This is a genomic window from Clostridium hominis, from assembly GCF_014287825.1.
GTDB lineage: Bacteria > Bacillota > Clostridia > Clostridiales > Clostridiaceae > Clostridium > Clostridium hominis.
In genome coordinates this window covers 24,604-45,325 of record NZ_JACOOO010000043.1, presented here as the reverse complement: position 1 = coordinate 45,325, position 20,722 = coordinate 24,604, and the positions used below count along the sequence as shown (strand labels likewise).

Sequence of the window (20,722 nt, the reverse complement as noted above, 5' to 3'; positions counted from 1 at the left end):
GTACTTTCATTGCTTTTATTTTTGAATCTTATCTTTAATTATACAGATTCCTTGAGTCATAGTTCCCATAGGACAATATACACACCAGGAACGAGGTTTAAAAAGGAGCATAGTTATTGCGCCTAGTATGGTTGAAGTTATCATCATACTATAAAAACCAAAAGCAAACTGAGCAATCCATGGATTAATAGAGGAGTAATCTGCAAAGTTCCAAGGTAATTTAAAAGTCCATAAAAGTGTTATAACTTCTTTTAGAGTGTTTGTACCATTAAATACTAGGTAAGTATTTAATAGCATATTAGCAAACATAGTTAAAAAGAATATTAGAAATCCATATCTAAAATATTTATGCTTTAAGAATTTTGGCATAGGTTTATTTCTTGATAGTTTATATTTATTTCCTAATATATTGAGGAGCTGTCCTCTACCACAATAGGTATTGCAATATGCTTTTCCTCCTCCTAATAAAGAAATCATTAAAGGAATTAAAAAGCAAAGTAATCCAAGCCAGGCAAATAACATATTAAAGAGTCCTAAAAATAAGTAAAGTGCTGAAATAATCCACATGTATTCTGACAAATGTTTTTTCTTTCTTTTTTTCATAATCATATTAATCCTCCTATTTTATTTTAATTGTAGATGCAGGGCATACTTTTGTACATTTACCACAATCTACACATTTATCAAAATCTATTTGTGAATAAATTCCTTTATATATTGTTATGGCTTTTAGTGGACAAGTTTTTTCGCAAATTCCACAGCCTACACAATAAGTTTTATCAATATAAGCTTTTTTTCTAATACTTTTATTTTCCATAATTAATTACTCCTTTTGATTATTTATATTTTAAAAGATTTCAAGATTAGTATAAGGTTATAATATATATAAGGTATGTGACTTAGTCACTATGTATATTAAGAGAAAAAGATATATTTTTAATATGAGGTGAAATTAAAATGATAGATAATGTAAGGGAATTATATAATGCCTATCCAGTTTTAAAGAAAATAGATAAAAGTACAAATGGAATAATAACAGAGAAAGCTATATTTAAGGAGCTTTTAGCTAATGAGTATTTATCTACTTATGGAACAGGGTGCGTTGGATTTATATTTGTTTTAAGTGGGGATATAAAGATTCAAAGAGTTGGTTATGAGGGGGAGGAGACTAACCTTTACAATATAGGAAGAGGACAATTATGCCATGAAGCTTTAAGTTGTTTTTTAAGGTGTGAGCCGTTAAATATTATAGGAAAAGCAACTCAAGACTCAAGAATTATGTTAATTCCTTTTGAAATAGTTGAAAAATATCTTTTAAATAGTACAGATTTTTTAAAGGAGATGTATAGAGATTTACATTATAAATTTAATTTAATTATTGGCACTAAGGAAGAAGTTAAGCATGAATCTTTACAACGGAGACTAGTAAAATTATTAATAAGCAAAGAAAGTAAAAATATTTATGCAACACATGCAGAATTAGCATTTGAGTTAGATTCAGCGAGAGAGGTTATTAGTAGAAAGCTTAAGGAACTAGAAAAAGAGGGATATTTAAAACTTACAAGAGGGAAAATACAAGTAGTAAAAGAATTAAAAGAATTGATATAAAAATAAGCAATGTGATCAAGTCACAAAACTTTTAAATAATTAAGAGTAAGATGTAAGTATACAAAAGATAAAACAAATCTTTAAAACATAGAAGAATTAGATTTTAGGAGGAATGATTATGTTTGGATTTTTTAATAGAAATACTGGAAAAGTAATTAATGTAAATGATATGGATAGCTTAGTAGGGAATATTGAACTTATTGATATAAGAGAACCTTATGAGTATAATAGTGGATCAATTAAAACTGCAAAAAATATACCTATGAACACGTTATTAGATAATCCATCAAAGTATTTAAAACAAGATAAAGAGTACTATATAATGTGTCAATCAGGAGGAAGAAGTTCTAGGGCCTGTAGTGAACTTACAAAAAAAGGTTTTGATGTTATAAATGTAGCTGGGGGGATGGGCTCTTACTTAGGAGCAAAAAGAAATTAATTAAAAGAGGGAGAGAGTATTATGAAAAAGATATTAATAGTTGGAGGAGTTGCAGGAGGGGCATCATCAGCAGCTAGATTAAGAAGAAATAGTGAAGATGATAGAATAATTATGTTTGAAAAAGGACCTCATGTATCATTTTCAAACTGTGCACTTCCATATCATTTAAGTGGAACAATAGAAGTGCCTAATAGGCTAGTCCTTATGAGTCCAGAAAAGTTTCAAGCCCAATATAATATAGAAGCAAGGGTTAATAATGAAGTTTTATCAATAGATAGAAAAAATAAAGAAATAGAGGTTAAAGACTTATTAACTGGAGAAGTTTATAAGGAGAATTACGATAAGCTTATACTTTCACCAGGTGCTAGACCCATAGTACCAAGGATTCCGGGAATAGAGAATGTGAATGTATTTACTATAAGAAATGTAGTAGATATAGATAAATTAAACAGATTTATAAAAGAGGTAGATGGGAAAGAAGTAGCTGTAATTGGTGGTGGATACATTGGTGTTGAAGCTGCAGAAAACTTAATAGATGGTGGATATAATGTGTCTCTAATAGAAGCAACACCTCAAATATTAAAGCCTTTTGATTATGATATGGTTCAAATTCTTCATAAGGAGATGATGGACCATGGAGTAAACTTAATAGTAGAAGATAAGGTTACAGGATTCGAAAAAGACAAGGTGTTGTTAGAATCAGGAAAGAAGATAGATGCTAAGGCAGTTGTTATGGCAATAGGAGTAACTCCAGAAGTTGAATTAGCTAAAGATGCTGGTTTGGAAATTGGAGAAACAGGAGCTATAAAGGTAGATAACAATTATAAAACTAATGATGATGATATTTATGCAGTAGGTGATGCTATAGAAGTATATAATGCATTAACTTCAATGAACACTAAACTATCATTAGCAGGGCCTGCACAAAAAGCAGCTAGAACCGTAGCTGATCATATTAATAATAAGACTACAGTAAATAAAGGGTATATAGGTTCATCAGCTATAAAGGTATTTGATTATAATGCAGCATCAACAGGGTTAAATGAAGGATTAATTCAAGCGTTAGGTATGAAAATAAATTATGATGTAGTTAGGATTATTCCAGCAGATAAAGTAGGAATTATGCCAGGATCATCACCAATGCACTTTAAACTAATCTTTGAAGTTCCAACAGGAAGAGTATTAGGAGCTCAAGCTGTAGGAAAAGGAGATGCCATAAAGAGAATAGATGTTATAGCTACAGCTATTAAATTTGGAGCAACAGTTGAAGATTTAAAGGATTTAGAGTTATGTTATGCTCCACCATTTGGAACAGCAAAAGATGTAGTAAACTATGCAGGTTATGTTGCATCAAACCTTTTAAGTGGATCATTTAAGCAAGTTAATGTTGATAAGGTAAGAGAGCTTGTAGAAGAAGGAGCTTATATTGTTGATGTTAGAGAAAGAATGGAATTTGAAAATGGTCATATAAAGGGAGCTGTTAATATTCCTTTAAGTGAATTAAGAGAAAGAGTTAATGAAATACCAAAAGATAAGAATGTATATTTACACTGTAGAACTGGACAAAGAAGTTATAATGCTACATTAGCACTGCAAAATCTAGGGTTTGATAATGTAGTAAATATTACAGGTAGTTATTTAGCATTATCATTTTATGAATATTATAATGACATAACTGAGGGTAGAGAAAGTATAATGACAAAATATAATTTCAAGTAATAATAAAGTTAGGCTAGTGATATTATCATAGCCTAACTTTATTAAATTCATTTTAACATATTAGAGGTTATTGAATATAATAGAGTATTAAGAAAATTAAATTATGAAATATTGACACAATGGACTTGCTCTAATATAATGTATTTAATATATAATAAATTCAGAGATGAGGGAGAGTAGCAAAGTCAAGCTTCATTAAAGAGAGTTAGGGGTGGTGAGATCCTAACAAGAAGAAATTTTGTGAATGGGCCTCTTAGAAGCAAAGGGAAATACAATTTTGTAAAGTACTAGCGCCGTGGGCTGCACGTTATAGCAGATAGAATATGTTAGTATTCGAAATTGAGAGGCTTATTATATTTTTATAATAGCAATTTAGGTGGTACCGCGGAATTTATCTCCGTCCTATTTTTATAGGACGGAGTTTTTTTATTTAACTAACAATACAAATTTCACCCATAGGGTATACGTAATTTGATTATTGGAAGTTATTCATTCAACGATATGAGAACGACTTAATTTAAAATCTATTTAACGATAGATATTTGTTTGAGAGGTGAAAAGGATGGTTTGAAGTTATTTATTGATTAGAAAAAATGAAAATTACAATATTTGGAGGAGAATAAATATGAAAAGAAATAATAACACCAAGAAATTAATAATTAATGCTTTACTCTTAGGAATAGGAGTAATTCTACATCAAATCACACCAGCCTTAGGGATACCGATGCAACCAGACTTTGCATTAACCATGTTACTAGTAGTTATGATTATAAATAAGGGGGATTATAAAACATCATTGATAGCAGGAATAATAACAGGAGTTTTTACAGCATTAACTACTAAATTTCCTGGAGGTCAATTACCTAATATAATTGATAAGATAGTTACAGTTAATATTATGTATATGGTTATGATTCTTATGAATAAATTAGAATATGGTAAAGTTATTACTGAAAAGTTTAAGATATCAATTACAACTTTTATATTTGCATTAGGAACATTAATTAGTGGCACAACCTTTTTGTTATCAGCACAAATTATTGTAGGACTACCGATTAGTTTTAGAATATTATTTGTAACGGTAGTTATTCCAACAATAATAGTAAATTCTATAGCTGGAGTAATTTTATATAAAATAGTACTTTCATCCTTAAGAAAAATAGCAATCTCATAAAATAAAATTTCCTCTAATTACTTCTTTATAATTAGAGGAAATTTTACCTATACAGCATGATTTAATAAAGAATTTTTTTTTGTTAATGATGGCCAAATAGTTAGCAACATTGTTAGATAACAAGCTATTCCACCTATAAAATTTGAAATAGGTTCAGCTAAAAATACTCCATTAACGCCTAAGTTGAACATTCTTGGTAGGAGTAAGGTAAGTGGAACTACAATTATTATCTTACGAAGTAATGAGAAAAATATTGCTTTCTTAGATTCTTTAAGAGCGACATATACGGCTTGTCCTGAAAATTGAAATGACATCATAAAGAATCCAAAGAAGTAAATATGCATTGATGGCACTCCGAATTTAATAAGATTAGCGTCGTTGTTAAATATCTTTATAAAGAATTCAGGTAAGATACTTAAAATAATCCAAATAAAAGTTGTATAAGCTATACAGGTAATAGACATAAATTTAATTCCACTTTTGACCCTATTATATTTTTCGGCACCATAGTTATATCCTAATATAGGTTGAGAACCGTTAACTATACCGCTAATAGGCATAGTAATAATTTCACGAATAGAGTTAATAACAGTCATAATACCTACATATAAATCTCCACCATAACTTTGGAGTGTAATATTGCAGACCATTTGAACAATACTATTAGTAATAGCCGTAATGAATCCAGATAAGCCTAAGGTTATGATATCTTTAAGAATTAATAAATTAATTTTAAAATTTTTACGTTTAAGTCTTAATAACGTATTATGCCCAGTTAAAAACCGTAACACCCACAATGCAGATAAAAATTGGGATATTATTGTGGCAAGTGCAGCTCCTTTAACTCCCATATGAAAAATAAATATAAAGATAGGATCTAAAATTATATTTACTATGGCCCCCAGAAGAATGGTCATCATTCCGACTCTTCCAAATCCTTGAGAATTAATAAAGCTATTCATACCAAGGCTTATCATTACGAACACACTACCTAATAAGTAAATTGTTATATAGTTATTTGCATATGCAAATGTATTTTCACTAGCACCTAGTAATAGAAGTAACGGTCTTTTAAAGATTAGCCCTAATATTGTAAGTAATATACCTGATATTATTAAAAGTGCAAATGAGTTACCCATAATTTCTTCAGCACTATTATTATTTCCTTTGCCTCTTTCGATGGAGAATAAAGGAGCTCCACCCATACCGAAGAGATTTGCAAATGCCATTATTATTGTGATAATTGGAAATGTAACTCCTATACCAGTAAGCGCTAAAGTTGATGCATCAGGTATTCTGCCTATATATATACGGTCGACAATATTGTAAAGAATATTAATTAATTGAGCAAAAGTCATTGGTATAGCTAAGCGTAGTATATTTTTTGATACGCTACCTTCTGTGAAATCATTTTTGTTATTCATAAATAATCTCCTTATATATTGTGCAATAGCTTACGCACTGAGTTTTTTATCAAATATATATTATATCACTGATTTGTGTAATAATATACCTCTATTTAAATAAATTGTAATTTACAATTTATACTTAAACATATATTCTTATAATATTAGATAAGTTAATTAAATTAAAACATAAGTTTTAATTGTAAAATTAACTTATAATTTTAGGAGGTATGAAATATGAAAGATAAGATAAGTATTTGTTCAGAATGTTCAGGAATAGATATAGATAAGTTAGAAAAAGAGTTTGGAAAAGAAAATATTGACTATAGATGCATAGGTGAATGTGGTGGAAGATATGGTATTGTGCTAGGATATACAAAAAAGACATTCATACAAGCTGAAAGTGATGAAGAGTTTATTGAAATAGTTAAGAGTTTATAGAAAATAATTAATATAAATAAAAAAGGGGATTTGTAAAATTACAAATCCCTTTTAAGTATCTAAAAAGTAGTTATTATTAAGCCCACATTTGGAATCCACATACTTGGCCGATAAATGCACCAACGATTCCGATTACAAGTAAAAGAGCTATACAAGTAACTGGCTTCCAACCTTTCTTCTTAAGTAAGAAGAATAACATTAATGTTAAAGCTAGAGGAAGCATTTGAGGTAAAACACCATCTAAAATATTTTGAATAATTATAGGTGCGTCACCGTTTGGTATTTCAATTGCTAATTTAGTTGCACCATAGTTAGAAGTTAAAGCACCAACTACGAATACACCTAATAAAGAAGCAGCACCAGTAAATTCTTTAGCATTCTTAGTTAATACATCAATTGCTTTAGAACCTAAGTTGTAAGACCAGTGCATTAACCAGTACCTTACACCAAACTGAACAGCATTGAATATCAATAAGAATAATATTGGACCAGCTAAAGATCCACCAATTGCCATATTAGCAGTTATACCGGCTGTTATTGGAACTAGTGTAAACCAGAATATAGCATCACCAATACCACCTAAAGGTCCCATTGCAGCAACTCTTACCGCTCTGATAGTGTTAGTATCAGCTTTCTGTTCTTCTAAAGAAAGAATTATACCCATAACGAAAGTTACTAAGAATGGGTGAGTATTAAAGAATTCTAGGTTGTGTTTCATAGATTTAGATAAATCTTCTTTATTAGTATGGATTTCTTTTAATCCAGGAAGTATACCATATAACCATCCTGCGGCTTGCATTCTTTCATAGTTAAATGAAGCTTGTAGGAATAATGAACGCCAAACCATCTTATTTAAAGTTTTCTTGTCAAGTTTTTTAGCTGGAGTTAAATCGTTATATAATGTTGAATTAGATTCCATCTTCGTCATCTCCTCCTCCTACTGATACGAAACCAGCATTATTTTTCATCTTAACATTGTTTTGGAAGTCATAGATAGCTATAGCTATTCCGATAAATGCTATTATTAATAGAGCTGAACCTTTTAAAGATTCTATGCTTCCTATAATAGTTGCAAGACCAAATCCTGCAAAGTAAATTCCCCATAAGTCGTTAGATAACATGATTCTAAGTAAGATAGCGAAACCTACATAACGCATCATACCACCAGCAGCCCCTAAACCGCTCATGAACCAAGCAGCTTTTTCAGAGAATGCAGATAATGCTGTACCAGCAGCGCTTCCTCCAATTAAACCTATAACAACTACTAAAGCAAAGAATAATCCTAGAAGCCCCATTGCCATATAGTTAAGATTTTCGATACCTTTAGTATTAGCATCGTCAGCGTATTTATCTGCCTTAGACATTAATGGAGACATAATTGTAAATAATATTGTTACACTATATTGTCCGATTAATGCGAATGGAACAGCTAGTCCAACGGCAGCTGTTGGCTCTAACCCAGAAGAAATTGCGAATATAACAGCCATTATTCCACCAATAACAGCATTTGGAGGTTGAGCTCCTCCGATTGGCATATTTCCGATTGTCATTAATTGATAAGTACCACCTACTATAAGACCGGTTTGTAAATCACCAAGAATTGCACCGATAACAGCACCAGATACAATTGGTTGGTATAATGATTCTAAGAAACTGAATTGATCTATACCTGCAATAAATGCAAATACTGCAACCAATAAGATTTGTACTACATTAAAATCCATTATTGTAATCCCCCTTATTTAATATTTAGTTTTTTATAATGACCTTAAAAAGGTATTATTTGAATAGTTTATCAAGGCTTTCTGCACTTTCAGTAGGAACTCTTCTAATTTCAAGTTCTACCCCTAAATCTCTTAATTTTCTAAATGCTTCTACGTCCTTATCATCTACTGCGACAGAACCAGCAACTTGTCTCTTACCTTGAGCCATGTGCATATTTCCAATATTAACTTTCTTTATTGGAACTCCGCCTTCAACAAGTTTTAAAACATCAGAAGGAGTCTCACAAACTATAAAGATAAGTTGTTTTGCACTTGCTTTGTGAATTGTGCTTATAGTTTTTTCAAGAGTCCAATAACGAGTTGAAGCATAAGATGGAGCAGCCATATCCATTAAACCTTGTCTAAGCTTGTCCCCAGCAACAACATCGTTTGCAACTAGAATTAAGTTTGCTCCGATAGAACCACACCATTGAGTTGCAACTTGTCCATGTATTAATCTGTTATCTATTCTTGTTAAAACGATATTTGGCATATTTTCACCTCCTTTATTAACAAATTTGTAAAAAGTTATTAACTCTTTATATTTATTATAAAACTAACAAAAGATGGAATCTTTAGATTTTTTAGTATTTATTTTATGTTTTTTAACAACGTTTACAAAAGGTGAAAAAATTAAAATAAATTTTACTTAATATAATAAGGAAAATGTAGTGTAAAGCTAGAAGAGAGCTTAGTTTTTAAGGGTAAATATTTGACAAAAATTATAAATATATTACAATATATGTATAGGGAAAATTAAAAATTTAATAAGGGTATTTGTATATTTATCGTAAGGTTTTTATAAAAATATTATGTATATCATAATGATTTGTATTTTTGAATATATTAACTTAAGTCAATCTTTTTTTGAGTTAAGTTATAAAACGATAAATATTACAATGAGAGAGGGGATTTACTATGTATGATAAAACATCTAGCGCTCAGTTTAAAAAATATGGTTCTATTTATGATGAACCTAAGGAGATGCATAGTGATGAATTGATACAAAAGGAAGTTGTAACTAGTGATAGAGTAATTTCTAGTTTGTATCATTTTTCAGAGCCAGTATATGTAGAAGTCAAAGAAGGGATGGCTTATATATTAATTGGTGATTCAAGTGATGGTGAGTTTAAGTTGTTTGGAATACATAGGAACTTAGAAATTAAGGCTAATATGTATTTTAATATAATTCCTATGATGGATCAGGTGAGGTTCAATTTGATAATTCCTGTTAATTATAATTTGAAAATTGAGTTTTTAAATCCGCCATACGAGTATAGTAGAATTTTACCAACAATAAATATACCAGAAATAATGGCTTATTATTATACAATAAAAAGTCCTAACTATAAGTTCAAAGGTGAAAGACATAATATATATGAATTAACTTTTGTAGATAACGGAACATTAGAAACATCAATTGATAATGTTAACTATACATTAAATTCTTATGATTTGATTATTTATGGTAAAAATCAACTTCATACTCAAGCAGTTAATAGTGATTCCTCATGTTCATATTTAACTGTTATGTTTGATATGGAATGTAAAGATGATAGTTTAATTTGTAATAAAGTATTTCATTGTAGAAAAGAATTATATAGAGCTATACGAACTTTTGCTAAAAATATATCGTCTACTTTGCCTTATTCAGAAAATTTAATACTAAGTAATTTTCACGAAATAATTATTAGGTTGTTCCAAGATGATTACTTAGGAGAAGAGACAGATAAACTTCCAACTGAAACACAGCAATATTTTCAAGATGAATTGTTAGAAGGGATACTAGCATATATTGATAAAATGGTTTGTGAGCCAATTACAATCGAAGAGCTTTGTAGTAAGTTTTCAGTATCAAGATCTTCTTTACAGACATTATTTAAAAATAATTTAAATACAACACCTAAAAAATATATTAATGACTTAAAGCTAGCAAAAAGTAAGCTTTTAATAAAGGAAAACAAATATACCATTAGTGAAATAGCATTTATGCTAGGGTTTAGTTCGATTCATTATTTTTCAAGATCCTTTACGCATCATTTCGAAATAAGTCCTAGTGAGTATGCTCAAACAGTATTTAAATCTTAATAAGTAAATTGAATAGAATTGCGTAACAATTCAATTAAGAATTCTAAATGATAAATAAAAAATTAAAGGAAAAAATTCCTCCGTAGGAATTAAAAAAATAGAAACTGCCTAAGCAGTTTCAACCTTAATTTAGCATTATACATTTATAATTTTAAATTAAATAAATTGTTACGCACTTTATTTTTTAAGCAACGCTTTGAACAGAATATCTAGATACAGTAAGTACTACGTTTTTAGCTACTTCAACATCTACAGTTTCGTTACCAACCTTAACTATCTTACCGTAAACTCCACCACAAAACATTACTTTAGTTCCTGGTTTTAGTTCTATGTGAAAATCTTTAATTTCAGATGTTCTTTTTTTAAGGTTTTTTGCTGATATAAATAATAATATCATAGCTGCTATTCCTACTAATACTGCTACAGTAATACATGTCCATATAACAACTTCCCAATTTATCATATTAGATACCATCCTCTAACTCAACATCTTCATGAATAATGAATTCAAATTTTACAACACCACTCTTACCAACTTCTAATGCACTTTCTACCAAAGAAGATAAGTCATCTAAAATATCTTTAGTCATAGATATTTCAAGAGCCATAGGTAGGTTTGTACCACCTATTACTTCCATTGGTTTTTCAATTTCTGTTTTTACTTCAACTAAAGTTTTAAAAGGCGATCCGCCAGCTAAATCAGTAAGAGCTAAAATGCTATCACAATTATCTAAAGTTTTTAAAGAAGTATAGTATTTCTCTTTAAGAGTTTCTGTTGAGTCTGTTTCTTCGAAATCAACGTATTCAACGTTAATAGCTTCTCCTGATATAAGTTTTAAAGAAGAATGTAAACCCGTTGCAAAATTACCATGACCACTAATTATTAATCCTATCATATTTATTCATCCTCTCTCAATACGTTATAAGTTATTTCTATTTGCATGTATATGGATATAGTGTAACACCCTTAACAACACGATTTACCTCTCCTGATGGACAAGGGTTGTCTGGTGTTAAATTCAGTGATAAAGATTTTAATACTGCTAAAGTTTGAGCAAACGTGATGTATGCTAAGCCTAATTCAGCATTATTTACATTTTCATTTATATCATAAGATAATGTGTAATCAGCTAAAGCAGCTATTTCTTCAGAATGTTTGTCTGATACAACGACTAACTTATTATTTTTTCTTTGAGAGCTTATTTCTTTAATTAAATCTAAATCATATTTATAGGTATACTCATCATTACTTACATAAACAACTGTTAATGTTGAATCATTTATAATTGATTTTGGACCATGCCTAAATCCAAGTGGAGTATCAAATACTGCAACAGTTTTTCCAGCTGTTAATTCAAGCATTTTTAAAGAAGATTCTTGTGATATACCTTTTAATGTGTTACTACCTAAATAAACTATTCTTTCAAAGTTATATTCACTAACTATTTTGTATGCAACTTCAAAGTTATTATCTAAGAAGTTTTGAGTTGATGATGCAACTTGGTTTAACACTAATGATTTTTCATCTAAGTTATCTAAGTTAAAGCAAAGATATGCAGCTAAATACATATTACTAAAACTTGATGTCATAGCAAATGATTGATCATGAGTTTCCTCAGTAAGATTTATTGCATAACAATTATCAAGTTCTCCTGCCATTTTAGAAAGTGCACCATTTTTATTGCAAGTAATAAATAAGTTATATAAATTACTACAAACAGCGGAAGCAGCATCTACAGCGCCTATTGATTCAGGAGAGTTACCTGAACGACCAAAGCTTATTAATAATGTAGGTTTAGTTCTTGATAAATAGTTTTCAGGTGTTGCAACTATATCTGTTGTTCCATAAGACTTTACTTTGTAGTTTAATTTCTTATTTAAGTAAGAATATAATGCATTACCTACGAACTCACTAGTACCGGCTCCAGTTAATATAACATCGAAGTCATCGCATTTAATAACTTTATCTATGAAAGACTGTATAGCTTGTCTACTTTCCTTAATTTGATTTAATGTTTTTAACCATGTCTTAGGTTGTTGATAAATTTCTTTTAAAGTGAATGAAGAAAGCGTTTTCTTCATTTGGTTTTCATCAATATTAAATATATTCATAAAAATATCCCCTCCATTGTATTTTGTAACTTTATGAACTTTAAGCTGAGCTTTATTAATTCTAATTATAATGATGAGCTATTTAAATACAATGGAAGTACTAAAAGATATAATATGTATGTTAAAAAGTGCAAATATTAGAAAAATAAACTTATGTATAATAAAGATAAGGTTATACAAGGAGGGAGAATATGTTATTACAAAGCAAGAAGGTTTGGATTGCAGATCAATTTATTCCAGCTCAAATTGAGATTGATGATAATAAAATAACAAATATCTATAGCTATAATGAAAAAAGTGATGCTTTAGATTATGGTGATAGAAGAATAGTTCCAGGTTTTATAGATATTCATTGTCATGGAGCATATGGTTTTGATACAAATGATGCTAACGAACAAGGACTTAGAAATTGGACAAAGAGTATAGTTAATGAAGGAGTTACAGCAATCTTACCAACTACTATAACTCAAAGTAAAGAAGTTCTTACAAATGCTGTAGCGAATGTAGCAAAAGTTGTGGAAGAAGGCTATGACGGGGCAGAAATATTAGGAATACATTTTGAGGGACCATATCTCGATATGGAATATAAAGGAGCTCAACCAAAGCAATATATTACAAAACCTACAGTAAGAGAGTTTCAGGCTTATCAAAGAGCTGCTAAAGGATTGATAAAGTATGTTACCTTAGCAACTGAAGCAGATGAAGATCATGAGCTTACAGAGTATTTATTTACTAATGGAATAGTTGCAAGCATAGGACATTCAGCTGCAACTTATGAAGAAGCTATACTTGCATTTGCGCATGGGGCTAGATCACAAACACATGTATATAATGGAATGACTCCATTTAATCATAGAAAAAATGGACTAGTTGGAGCAGCATATAGAGTTAGAGGAATGTATGGTGAAGTTATTTGCGATGGTAATCATTCAACTTTACCAGCTTTATATAATTTCTTTAATGCTAAGGGACCTGACTATGGAATCATGGTTACGGATGCTTTAATGGCAAAGGGATATGAGCCAGGAACTAGATTTACTTTTGGTGGTAATGAGATAGAAATATATGAAGATGGTAGTGCTCATCTAGTTGAGACTAAAGGACTAGCAGGATCTACATTAAGAATGAATGAAGGTCTTAGAATATTAGTAGAAGAAGCTATGGTACCGTTTAATTATGCTATTAATGCATGCACAATAAATCCGGCAAGATGCTTGAGTATAGATAAGCGTAAAGGAAGAATAGGGGTTGGGTATGATAGTGATTTAGTAGTGCTTAATCATGATTATTCTGTTCATCAAACATATTGTTTAGGAAAGGCGATGTTGCAATGAAGAAGCACGTTACAAATTTAGCAGGAAATAATCTTTATTTAGATATATATGGGAATACAGTGTATTACAACGTTTTTGATAAAAATGGATATATTGTATCTAAGGAAGTAGAGCAAAAATTTAGATTACTTTATTATAGGTATTCTATTATTGTTATTGTATTTATCTTGTTTGGAGATTATTTTAAATCCCTACAAAATACTTTTATAGTAGGTATTGGAGTAATTGCTTTAGTAGAAGTATATTTCAGAGGAATATATTTAAAGAAATTAAAGGTAATAAAGAATTTTAAAAGAGATAAGAAGGTTTCTAAATTAGAGCTTATGGTTAGAAGCAAAGAAAAAGAAAAAATAGTAATGAAAGCATGTGCATATATTTTATTAAGCGCATTAATCGTAATAAATGCAATACAACAAAACTTTAATATAATGTTCATGATTTTAAGTGGGATAGTAGCAATATATAGTATCTATTCAGGAGCACTTAATATAATAGCTGCTAGTAAAATGAAAAAAGCAAAAATTTAGTTTATATAAAGCAAATAGCAAAGGAGAAGTATTATGGAATTAATTACAACAAAGCAAATTTTAAAACAAGCCCAAGAGGGGAATTATGCTATAGGTGCATTTAACGTTGAAAATATGGAGATGGTTATGGCGGTTATTAGTGCTGCTGAGGAGATGAATGCTCCAGTTATAATGCAAACTACTCCATCTACAGTAAAATATGCAGGGCTTGATTACTTTTTAGCAAATGCAAAGGTTGCTGCTAGTAATGCAAAGGTTCCTGTAGTTATGCATTTGGATCATGGGTCAAGCTTTGAGTTAGCTGCTCAAGCACTTAGAGCTGGTTATACTTCAATAATGATAGATGGATCTCATAATGATTTTGAAAGTAACATAGAAATATCAAAGGCAGTTGTAGATATGTGTAAACCTTCAGGAGTTGCAGTAGAAGCTGAACTTGGAAAAGTTGGAGGAAAAGAAGACGATTTAGATGGAGGAGATGGAGATTTATATACAGATCCACTAGAAGCTAAAGAGTTTGTTGAAAGAACAGGTGTCGATTCATTAGCTATAGCGATAGGAACTGCACATGGAATGTATAAAGGTGAGCCAAAACTAGATTTAGAAAGATTATCAGAAATAAGAAAAGTTGTATCAGTACCACTTGTATTACATGGTGGATCAGGTATACCAGATTGGAAAGTACAAGAAGCAATTAAAAGAGGAATCTGTAAAGTGAATTATGCAACAGAATTAAGAATTGCATACACACATGGAGTAAATACTTACTTAAAAGAAAATCCAGATACAATAGATCCTAAGAAATATAATAAAGCTGGAATAGATGAAGTTAAAAAGTTTGTAATGGAAAAAATACAAATTTGTGGTTGTCAAAACAAAGCATAATAGCAATCCAACAAGTTTTACCGAAAATTAAGAGTTATAGGATAATTAGAAAAGAGGAATCGTTAAAGATTCCTCTTTTTTTGAAGAATATGATATAATTTATATGTAATAGTTATAAAGTACGAATGAGTAGGCATTAAGAATTTGGAGGGTTAATATGGGAAGAACAAACATAGTTAATATTACAAAAGGTTATTTAGATAAAAAAGGGTATAATAATATAAATTTTGATAATGGATATGGGGTTATTGTTTTTGAAAAGGTAAAGATATTCTTTTATCCAGGAAATGAGGTTTTAAGAATAACTGCTATGCCAACAGATAGAAAGTACAAAATATATAAGGACTTTAATATTGAAGGAACTATTATAGGAAATGTATTGCTTAAGTATCAACCAGACAAAAGTAATTCAGAATTAATGTATGATATTTATGAAAAGTATGTAACAGAATCAAATATTGATAAAGTAGCAATGTTTTTATTGAATAATACACAGGAGATTTTCAACAAGATTGAAAAGTAATAGAACGTACTATTTATAGTACGTTTTTATTTGTTAAAGAAAGATAAATGAATTAAAAAATGTTATATAAATATAAGTTTTTTATAATAATTTAAATTCTGAAAGATAATAAAAAACACAGTTGTACTATAATGTGGTGCAAAAGTGCTGAAATATTAATTATTATACAAAAAAATGTAGCAAGTTAAACGGAAAAATGATAATATTATCTCGAATAATAAGTTATTTTTGTACAAAATGGAGAAATAATGAGGAATATTATAGAAAAGTTCGTAAGAAATATTGCTATATATAATAATTTTACTGATGAGCAGATGGAAGAAATCGAATACACATTAAAAGTAATTAGTTATGAATTAATTAAGATTATAGCTATTATATTTATATTTTATTTGTTTGGTTATTTAAAAGAAAGTTTAACCATATTATTTGTTATGTGTATTACTAAGCCATTTATTGGAGGATATCACGAAGATAGCCAGATGAAATGTTTTATTGCTACATTAATATTAGTTGTAATTATAATTCAACTTGCAATAACAAGTAATATTAGTTATATAAGTGCTGTTGAATTAAACTTTTTAAGTGTGTTTGTAGTATATAACAGAGCGCCAATAGTAAATGATAAGATGCCAATAACGAAAAATAGTCTTATTAAAAGAAATAGAATAATAGGAATAATAAATATAAGTGTTCTGGCTATAGGATCATTAATATTTTTTAATTCGACAGTATTGTCACAAGTAATAATTTGGACTGTATGTGTACAAGCTATGCTTATGTTTAATAAAAATGAATATAAAACTTATAAGGGGGTGAAGAAATGAGAGGTAAAAAATATATTGGGTGTTTATTATTACTATTAACTACTATGGTTAAAACATCAGGAACAGCGTCATTATTTAGTGTTGGAGTAGAAGAAATGCCAGAATCTATGAAAAAAGGCAGATAAAAGTTAGAAATGGTTTAAATAAGGAGTTATGATTTGATTATTAATATAGTTGATATAATTAATAGTTTGGTTCAGTCTATAATGATAATAGCGACTATTAATTATTGTTTAGAAGATGAGTATAAAAAAGATAATAAAGAGTTAATTTTATATACAATTGTTACATGTTTAGGTTTTGTAATTTCATATAAATTTATTGGAAATTCAAGTTTGAATATATTAATCACACATTGTATTTCACTTATAATACCTTATTGTTTATTTAGGAAAGATATACTAGGAATAACAGTAGGGCATACTATAATTTATTTTGCAATTGCTTTTAATTCGTTAATATTTAGCAATGTTTTTATGACTTTGAACATGTTAATAAATAAAGAGGAATACGTTCAAATTTTGCAAATACTCCTTATATATGCACCACAATTTATAATGGCATTTATTATTCTAAGGAATTTAGATTCTATAAATAAGATATACAAGGTAATTAGATCTAGGAATCTTTCAACAATATCATTTTTAATTTTAAGCTTAATATTAGATTTTATTGGATCTTTTAGTATAATAATTCAAGGCGAAAATAATCCTATATTTTTAAATATAATTTTTTTCGCACTATCAGCGTTCTTAGTAGCCATAACTATACATTTTGCTAATAGTGAAAAGAAAGCTAAAGAAATACATGACTTGAATATAGCCTTAGAAGAAAAGGTACTTGAGTTAAAAAAAATTAAACATGATTATGGTTCACAAATATCATATTTATATGCATTACATTTAATGAAAAGACACGATAGATTAGGTGAACTTTTAAAAGATATAATTGATGGTCATAATAGTATTACAGATCAAGTTCGGGTAAGTAATAGAAGTGATTCTATTATTGCTACTATTGTAAATAGTATTTCAACTAAGGATATTAATATTGTAATAGATGAACAGGCAAAAATAGAAGAATTTCCATTGGAAGAAGTTGAATTACAACGAGTAATCTCAAATATTATTACAAATTCAGTTACAGCTATGGATGGAAGAGGTATAATAACTATAAGAACCTTATATGAATTTAATAAAATTATAATGAAAATTGAGAATAATGGACCAGAAATTGATAAAGGTATTATTACAAAAATCTTTGAAGAAGGCTTTTCAACTAAAAAAGATGATAAAGGAAATCATGGGTATGGCTTGAGTATAGTTAAAGATATTGTAGAGAAGGAAGCTGGAAAAATAGAATTATTTAGTAACAATAAGAAAACAGAGTTTAAAATAATTATGCCTATAAGAATGTAAAGTCTTATGTGAATTAAAAAATATTAATATTAGTAAATAAAAACAATGAATTAGTAGGATGAATATTCATCCTACTAATTCATTGTTTTTATTTATAACTTAATTTAATTAAGAAAAAGATATAAATTACTTTCGAAATAGAAAAAATATAATTTTATTAATAACTCATTAATTTAAAGTGTTATTTTAAGTGATAAATTAACAAAAGTGTTATAAGGACACTATAAAATTGATAAAATGATAAAAAATAAGAGTTATACATAATAATTTATTATAAAAGGGTTGAAAAAAGTAATAAAGTAATATAACATATAATTAAGTTATTAAGGAATAAAAAAACAATTGATAAATAGGGGTGGATAAAGATGGATAACGGAAGAGAACAATGGGGATCGAAATTAGGATTTATTTTAGCTGCAGTAGGATCGGCAGTTGGGTTAGGGAATATATGGAGATTTCCTTATGTAGTTTATGAAAATGGGGGAGGAGCTTTTTTAGTTCCATACTTTGTTGCTATATTTACAGCAGGTATTCCTATATTAATTCTTGAATATGGAATGGGACATAAATTTAGAGGGTCAACACCTCTTTCAATTGCTAGAGCAAATAAAAAGTGGGAATGGCTTGGATGGTGGCCAGTAGTGACAGCATTTTTTATTTTAAGTTATTATTCAATGATATTAAGCTGGGCAATGAAATATTTTACATTAAGTTTTAATAAAGGGTGGGGAAGCAATACAGATGCATTCTTCCATAATGATTTTTTACAGCTTACTAGTTCACCATTTGAATTTGGAAATTTTATTTGGCCAGTATTACTAGGAATATTATTAATTTGGGGAATTGGATGGTTTATATGTTATAAAGGTGTAAAAGGTGGTATAGAAAAGTTAAATAAAATTCTATTACCAACATTAATAGGAATTATAGTTATTATTGCTATAAGAGGAGTAACGTTAGAGGGGGCTACTTTAGGATTAAATAAATTATTTACACCAGACTGGAGTAGATTAACTGATCCAAAGGTTTGGATTTCAGCATACGGACAAGTATTTTATTCATTAAGTTTAGCAATGGGAATAATGATGACATATTCTAGCTATTTGCCAAGAAAAACCGATATAAATAATAGTGCATTTATGACTGCTTTTGCAAACTGTGGATTTGAGTTTTTATGTGCAATAGGGGTGTTTGCAATTCTTGGATTCATGGCTACTAGTCAAGGGGTTGGAGTTGATGAGGTAGTTTCAAGCGGAGTTGGACTTGCCTTTGTAGTATTCCCAGAAGTATTTTCAGCAATGGGTGCATGGGGGTCTATTTTAGGAGCTTTATTCTTTATTTCATTAGTATTTGCTGGATTAACATCATTAGTTTCATTAGTTGAGGCGATAACTGCTTCTATAATAGATAAGACAGGATGGGAACGTAAAAAAGTTGTTTCAGGACTTTGTATAGTTGGTGCAACTATAAGTTCTGTGTTTGCAACAGGTGCTGGATTATACTTATTAGATATAATTGATAACTTTGTAAACTGCTATGCAATAGTAGGAGTAGGATTACTTGAAGCGATTTTAATAGGATGGATAGTGAAACCAGATATTATAAGAAATCATGTAAATAAAATATCTTATTTTAGAATTGGTAAGTGGTGGGATTTTATTGTTAAATTTGTTACCCCAACAATGCTAATAATAATGCTAGTTCAAAGTTTGATTTCTGAATTAAAGAGTCCTTATGGAGGGTATCCATTAGCAGCAACGCTTGTTTATGGATGGGCAATTATCGGATTTGGAGTAATAGTAGCGCTTTTAATAAGCAGAAAACCATGGGAAAATAAAAGTTCAGATAAAAATGAGGAAGACGGGGAGGTTGTTATTTAATATGACTGGAACATCGATGATATTTTTTGGGTTAGGTGCAGTAGTGCTTTGGGGCGGGCTAATTGTTACATTAACTATAACTATAAAAAATGAAAAAAAAGCTAAGTTACAATAAATAATAAACAGTATTTAAATTAAGATCAGATTTATGCATAGTGTTGTGTAAATCTGGTCTTTTGTTTTTTATTGTTGTTTGAATTTAAATTGAGAACTTAGAGAAAATAGTATTGACAGAGAGAAGAAATAGAGTATAATAAAATCAAACAGACCCCCCACCTGGGGAGGGGTGTTAGGAGGGTAATATGCAAGAAAGAAAAAAAGCTATTCAAAATTTAAAAGTAGCTAAAGGACAAATCGAAGGAATAATAAAAATGATTGAAGATGAGAGATATTGTGTTGATATATCAAATCAAATAATAGCAGTACAATCATTATTAAAGAAATCAAATATGCAAATACTAAGAAGACATATAAATCATTGCGTTTCTGATGCTATATTAGAAAATAAAGGTGAAGAAAAGATAGATGAAATTATGAAGATATTTGAAAAGATATCAAAGTAGAAATTAGAGGTGATA

At 29.1% G+C, this 20,722-nt stretch carries 25 protein-coding genes and 1 other annotated feature; of the genes, 16 read left to right on the top strand and 9 right to left on the bottom strand.

Translation table 11 applies throughout. From position 1 onward, the window contains the following. Positions 1-15: 15 nt before the first annotated feature. Together H8S20_RS18125 and H8S20_RS18120 are read right to left on the bottom strand one after the other, a co-directional pair. On the bottom strand, positions 16-603 hold the full coding sequence (locus tag H8S20_RS18125) for a 4Fe-4S binding protein (protein WP_186861011.1): 588 nt from the start codon (positions 601-603) through the stop codon (positions 16-18). Between the two features lie 16 nt (positions 604-619). Further along, entirely contained in the window at positions 620-817 is a 198-nt protein-coding gene (locus H8S20_RS18120) for a DUF362 domain-containing protein (protein WP_186861002.1), read from the bottom strand. Between the two features lie 140 nt (positions 818-957). On the opposite strand from H8S20_RS18120, the gene H8S20_RS18115 reads away from it, so the two are divergent. The 4 genes from H8S20_RS18115 to H8S20_RS18100 all read left to right on the top strand — a co-directional run bounded on the left by H8S20_RS18115 (position 958) and on the right by H8S20_RS18100 (position 4,940). Further along, positions 958-1,608: a Crp/Fnr family transcriptional regulator gene (locus tag H8S20_RS18115; protein ID WP_032117728.1), complete on the top strand. Its 651-nt coding sequence runs from the start codon at positions 958-960 to the stop codon at positions 1,606-1,608. A 118-nt stretch (positions 1,609-1,726) separates the two neighbouring features. Further along, the gene (locus tag H8S20_RS18110) at positions 1,727-2,047 is read left to right on the top strand and encodes a rhodanese-like domain-containing protein (protein WP_032117729.1); all 321 of its coding nucleotides are present in this window, start codon (positions 1,727-1,729) and stop codon (positions 2,045-2,047) included. An 18-nt stretch (positions 2,048-2,065) separates the two neighbouring features. Beyond that, on the top strand, positions 2,066-3,766 hold the full coding sequence (locus H8S20_RS18105) for an FAD-dependent oxidoreductase (RefSeq protein ID WP_186861010.1): 1,701 nt from the start codon (positions 2,066-2,068) through the stop codon (positions 3,764-3,766). Between the two features lie 154 nt (positions 3,767-3,920). Further along, positions 3,921-4,174, top strand: a binding site (T-box leader). A gap of 217 nt (positions 4,175-4,391) precedes the next feature. Further along, positions 4,392-4,940: a tryptophan transporter gene (locus H8S20_RS18100; RefSeq protein WP_032117731.1), complete on the top strand. Its 549-nt coding sequence runs from the start codon at positions 4,392-4,394 to the stop codon at positions 4,938-4,940. 47 nt (positions 4,941-4,987) lie between these two features. On the opposite strand, the gene H8S20_RS18095 is transcribed toward H8S20_RS18100, so the two are convergent. After that, on the bottom strand, positions 4,988-6,364 hold the full coding sequence (locus H8S20_RS18095) for an MATE family efflux transporter (RefSeq protein WP_032117732.1): 1,377 nt from the start codon (positions 6,362-6,364) through the stop codon (positions 4,988-4,990). Between the two features lie 219 nt (positions 6,365-6,583). Between H8S20_RS18095 and H8S20_RS18090 the strand changes: the two genes are divergently transcribed. Continuing rightward, a complete protein-coding gene (locus tag H8S20_RS18090) occupies positions 6,584-6,787 on the top strand; it encodes a hypothetical protein (RefSeq protein ID WP_032117733.1) in 204 nt (67 codons plus the stop codon). 76 nt (positions 6,788-6,863) lie between these two features. On the opposite strand, the gene H8S20_RS18085 is transcribed toward H8S20_RS18090, so the two are convergent. From H8S20_RS18085 to agaV, 3 genes are read right to left on the bottom strand one after another with little or no spacing between them, the layout of a single operon-like run. Beyond that, positions 6,864-7,706, bottom strand: a complete 843-nt coding sequence (locus tag H8S20_RS18085; RefSeq protein WP_032117734.1) for a PTS system mannose/fructose/sorbose family transporter subunit IID — start codon at positions 7,704-7,706, stop codon at positions 6,864-6,866. Further along, positions 7,696-8,511 carry a PTS mannose/fructose/sorbose/N-acetylgalactosamine transporter subunit IIC gene (locus H8S20_RS18080; protein ID WP_032117735.1) on the bottom strand — a complete coding sequence of 272 codons (816 nt, stop codon included), beginning with the start codon at positions 8,509-8,511 and terminating at the stop codon, positions 7,696-7,698. Before H8S20_RS18080 ends, H8S20_RS18085 begins: the two co-directional genes overlap by 11 nt. A gap of 55 nt (positions 8,512-8,566) precedes the next feature. After that, positions 8,567-9,043: a PTS N-acetylgalactosamine transporter subunit IIB gene (agaV, locus tag H8S20_RS18075; protein WP_032117736.1), complete on the bottom strand. Its 477-nt coding sequence runs from the start codon at positions 9,041-9,043 to the stop codon at positions 8,567-8,569. 425 nt (positions 9,044-9,468) lie between these two features. Between agaV and H8S20_RS18070 the strand changes: the two genes are divergently transcribed. Beyond that, positions 9,469-10,638, top strand: coding sequence for an AraC family transcriptional regulator (locus tag H8S20_RS18070; RefSeq protein WP_032117737.1), 1,170 nt, complete (start codon positions 9,469-9,471; stop codon positions 10,636-10,638). A 184-nt stretch (positions 10,639-10,822) separates the two neighbouring features. Here the strand turns inward: H8S20_RS18070 and yajC are convergent, their stop codons facing one another. The 3 genes from yajC to H8S20_RS18055 are packed head-to-tail and all read right to left on the bottom strand — an operon-like array spanning position 10,823 to position 12,750. Then, positions 10,823-11,101: a preprotein translocase subunit YajC gene (gene yajC / locus H8S20_RS18065; protein ID WP_032117738.1), complete on the bottom strand. Its 279-nt coding sequence runs from the start codon at positions 11,099-11,101 to the stop codon at positions 10,823-10,825. A gap of 1 nt (position 11,102) precedes the next feature. Then, entirely contained in the window at positions 11,103-11,534 is a 432-nt protein-coding gene (gene agaF, locus H8S20_RS18060; RefSeq protein WP_186861001.1) for a PTS galactosamine/N-acetylgalactosamine transporter subunit IIA, read from the bottom strand. A gap of 37 nt (positions 11,535-11,571) precedes the next feature. Then, positions 11,572-12,750, bottom strand: coding sequence for an SIS domain-containing protein (locus H8S20_RS18055; protein WP_186861000.1), 1,179 nt, complete (start codon positions 12,748-12,750; stop codon positions 11,572-11,574). Positions 12,751-12,941: 191 nt separating this feature from the next. On the opposite strand from H8S20_RS18055, the gene nagA reads away from it, so the two are divergent. From nagA to H8S20_RS18010, 10 genes are all read left to right on the top strand, one after another. Beyond that, positions 12,942-14,084: an N-acetylglucosamine-6-phosphate deacetylase gene (gene nagA / locus H8S20_RS18050; RefSeq protein WP_186860999.1), complete on the top strand. Its 1,143-nt coding sequence runs from the start codon at positions 12,942-12,944 to the stop codon at positions 14,082-14,084. Continuing rightward, the gene (locus H8S20_RS18045; protein WP_186860998.1) at positions 14,081-14,611 is read left to right on the top strand and encodes a hypothetical protein; all 531 of its coding nucleotides are present in this window, start codon (positions 14,081-14,083) and stop codon (positions 14,609-14,611) included. Before nagA ends, H8S20_RS18045 begins: the two co-directional genes overlap by 4 nt. 33 nt (positions 14,612-14,644) lie before the next feature. Further along, a complete protein-coding gene (locus H8S20_RS18040; protein WP_032117742.1) occupies positions 14,645-15,496 on the top strand; it encodes a class II fructose-bisphosphate aldolase in 852 nt (283 codons plus the stop codon). Between the two features lie 157 nt (positions 15,497-15,653). Continuing rightward, entirely contained in the window at positions 15,654-16,019 is a 366-nt protein-coding gene (locus tag H8S20_RS18035; protein ID WP_032117743.1) for a hypothetical protein, read from the top strand. A gap of 248 nt (positions 16,020-16,267) precedes the next feature. Beyond that, entirely contained in the window at positions 16,268-16,846 is a 579-nt protein-coding gene (locus tag H8S20_RS18030) for an accessory gene regulator B family protein (RefSeq protein WP_207725357.1), read from the top strand. Then, entirely contained in the window at positions 16,843-16,971 is a 129-nt protein-coding gene (locus H8S20_RS20745; protein WP_279288191.1) for a hypothetical protein, read from the top strand. Before H8S20_RS18030 ends, H8S20_RS20745 begins: the two co-directional genes overlap by 4 nt. A 33-nt stretch (positions 16,972-17,004) precedes the next feature. Beyond that, positions 17,005-18,264: a sensor histidine kinase gene (locus H8S20_RS18025; protein WP_186860997.1), complete on the top strand. Its 1,260-nt coding sequence runs from the start codon at positions 17,005-17,007 to the stop codon at positions 18,262-18,264. Between the two features lie 365 nt (positions 18,265-18,629). Then, positions 18,630-20,144 (top strand): sodium-dependent transporter, encoded by a 1,515-nt coding sequence (locus H8S20_RS18020; RefSeq protein ID WP_186860996.1) that lies wholly within the window; start codon positions 18,630-18,632, stop codon positions 20,142-20,144. A gap of 1 nt (position 20,145) precedes the next feature. Continuing rightward, positions 20,146-20,259, top strand: coding sequence for a MetS family NSS transporter small subunit (locus H8S20_RS18015; protein WP_141395437.1), 114 nt, complete (start codon positions 20,146-20,148; stop codon positions 20,257-20,259). A 187-nt stretch (positions 20,260-20,446) separates the two neighbouring features. Beyond that, complete coding sequence (locus H8S20_RS18010; protein ID WP_032117747.1) at positions 20,447-20,707, top strand: metal-sensing transcriptional repressor; 261 nt, start codon at positions 20,447-20,449, stop codon at positions 20,705-20,707. The last annotated feature ends 15 nt before the right edge of the window (positions 20,708-20,722 follow it).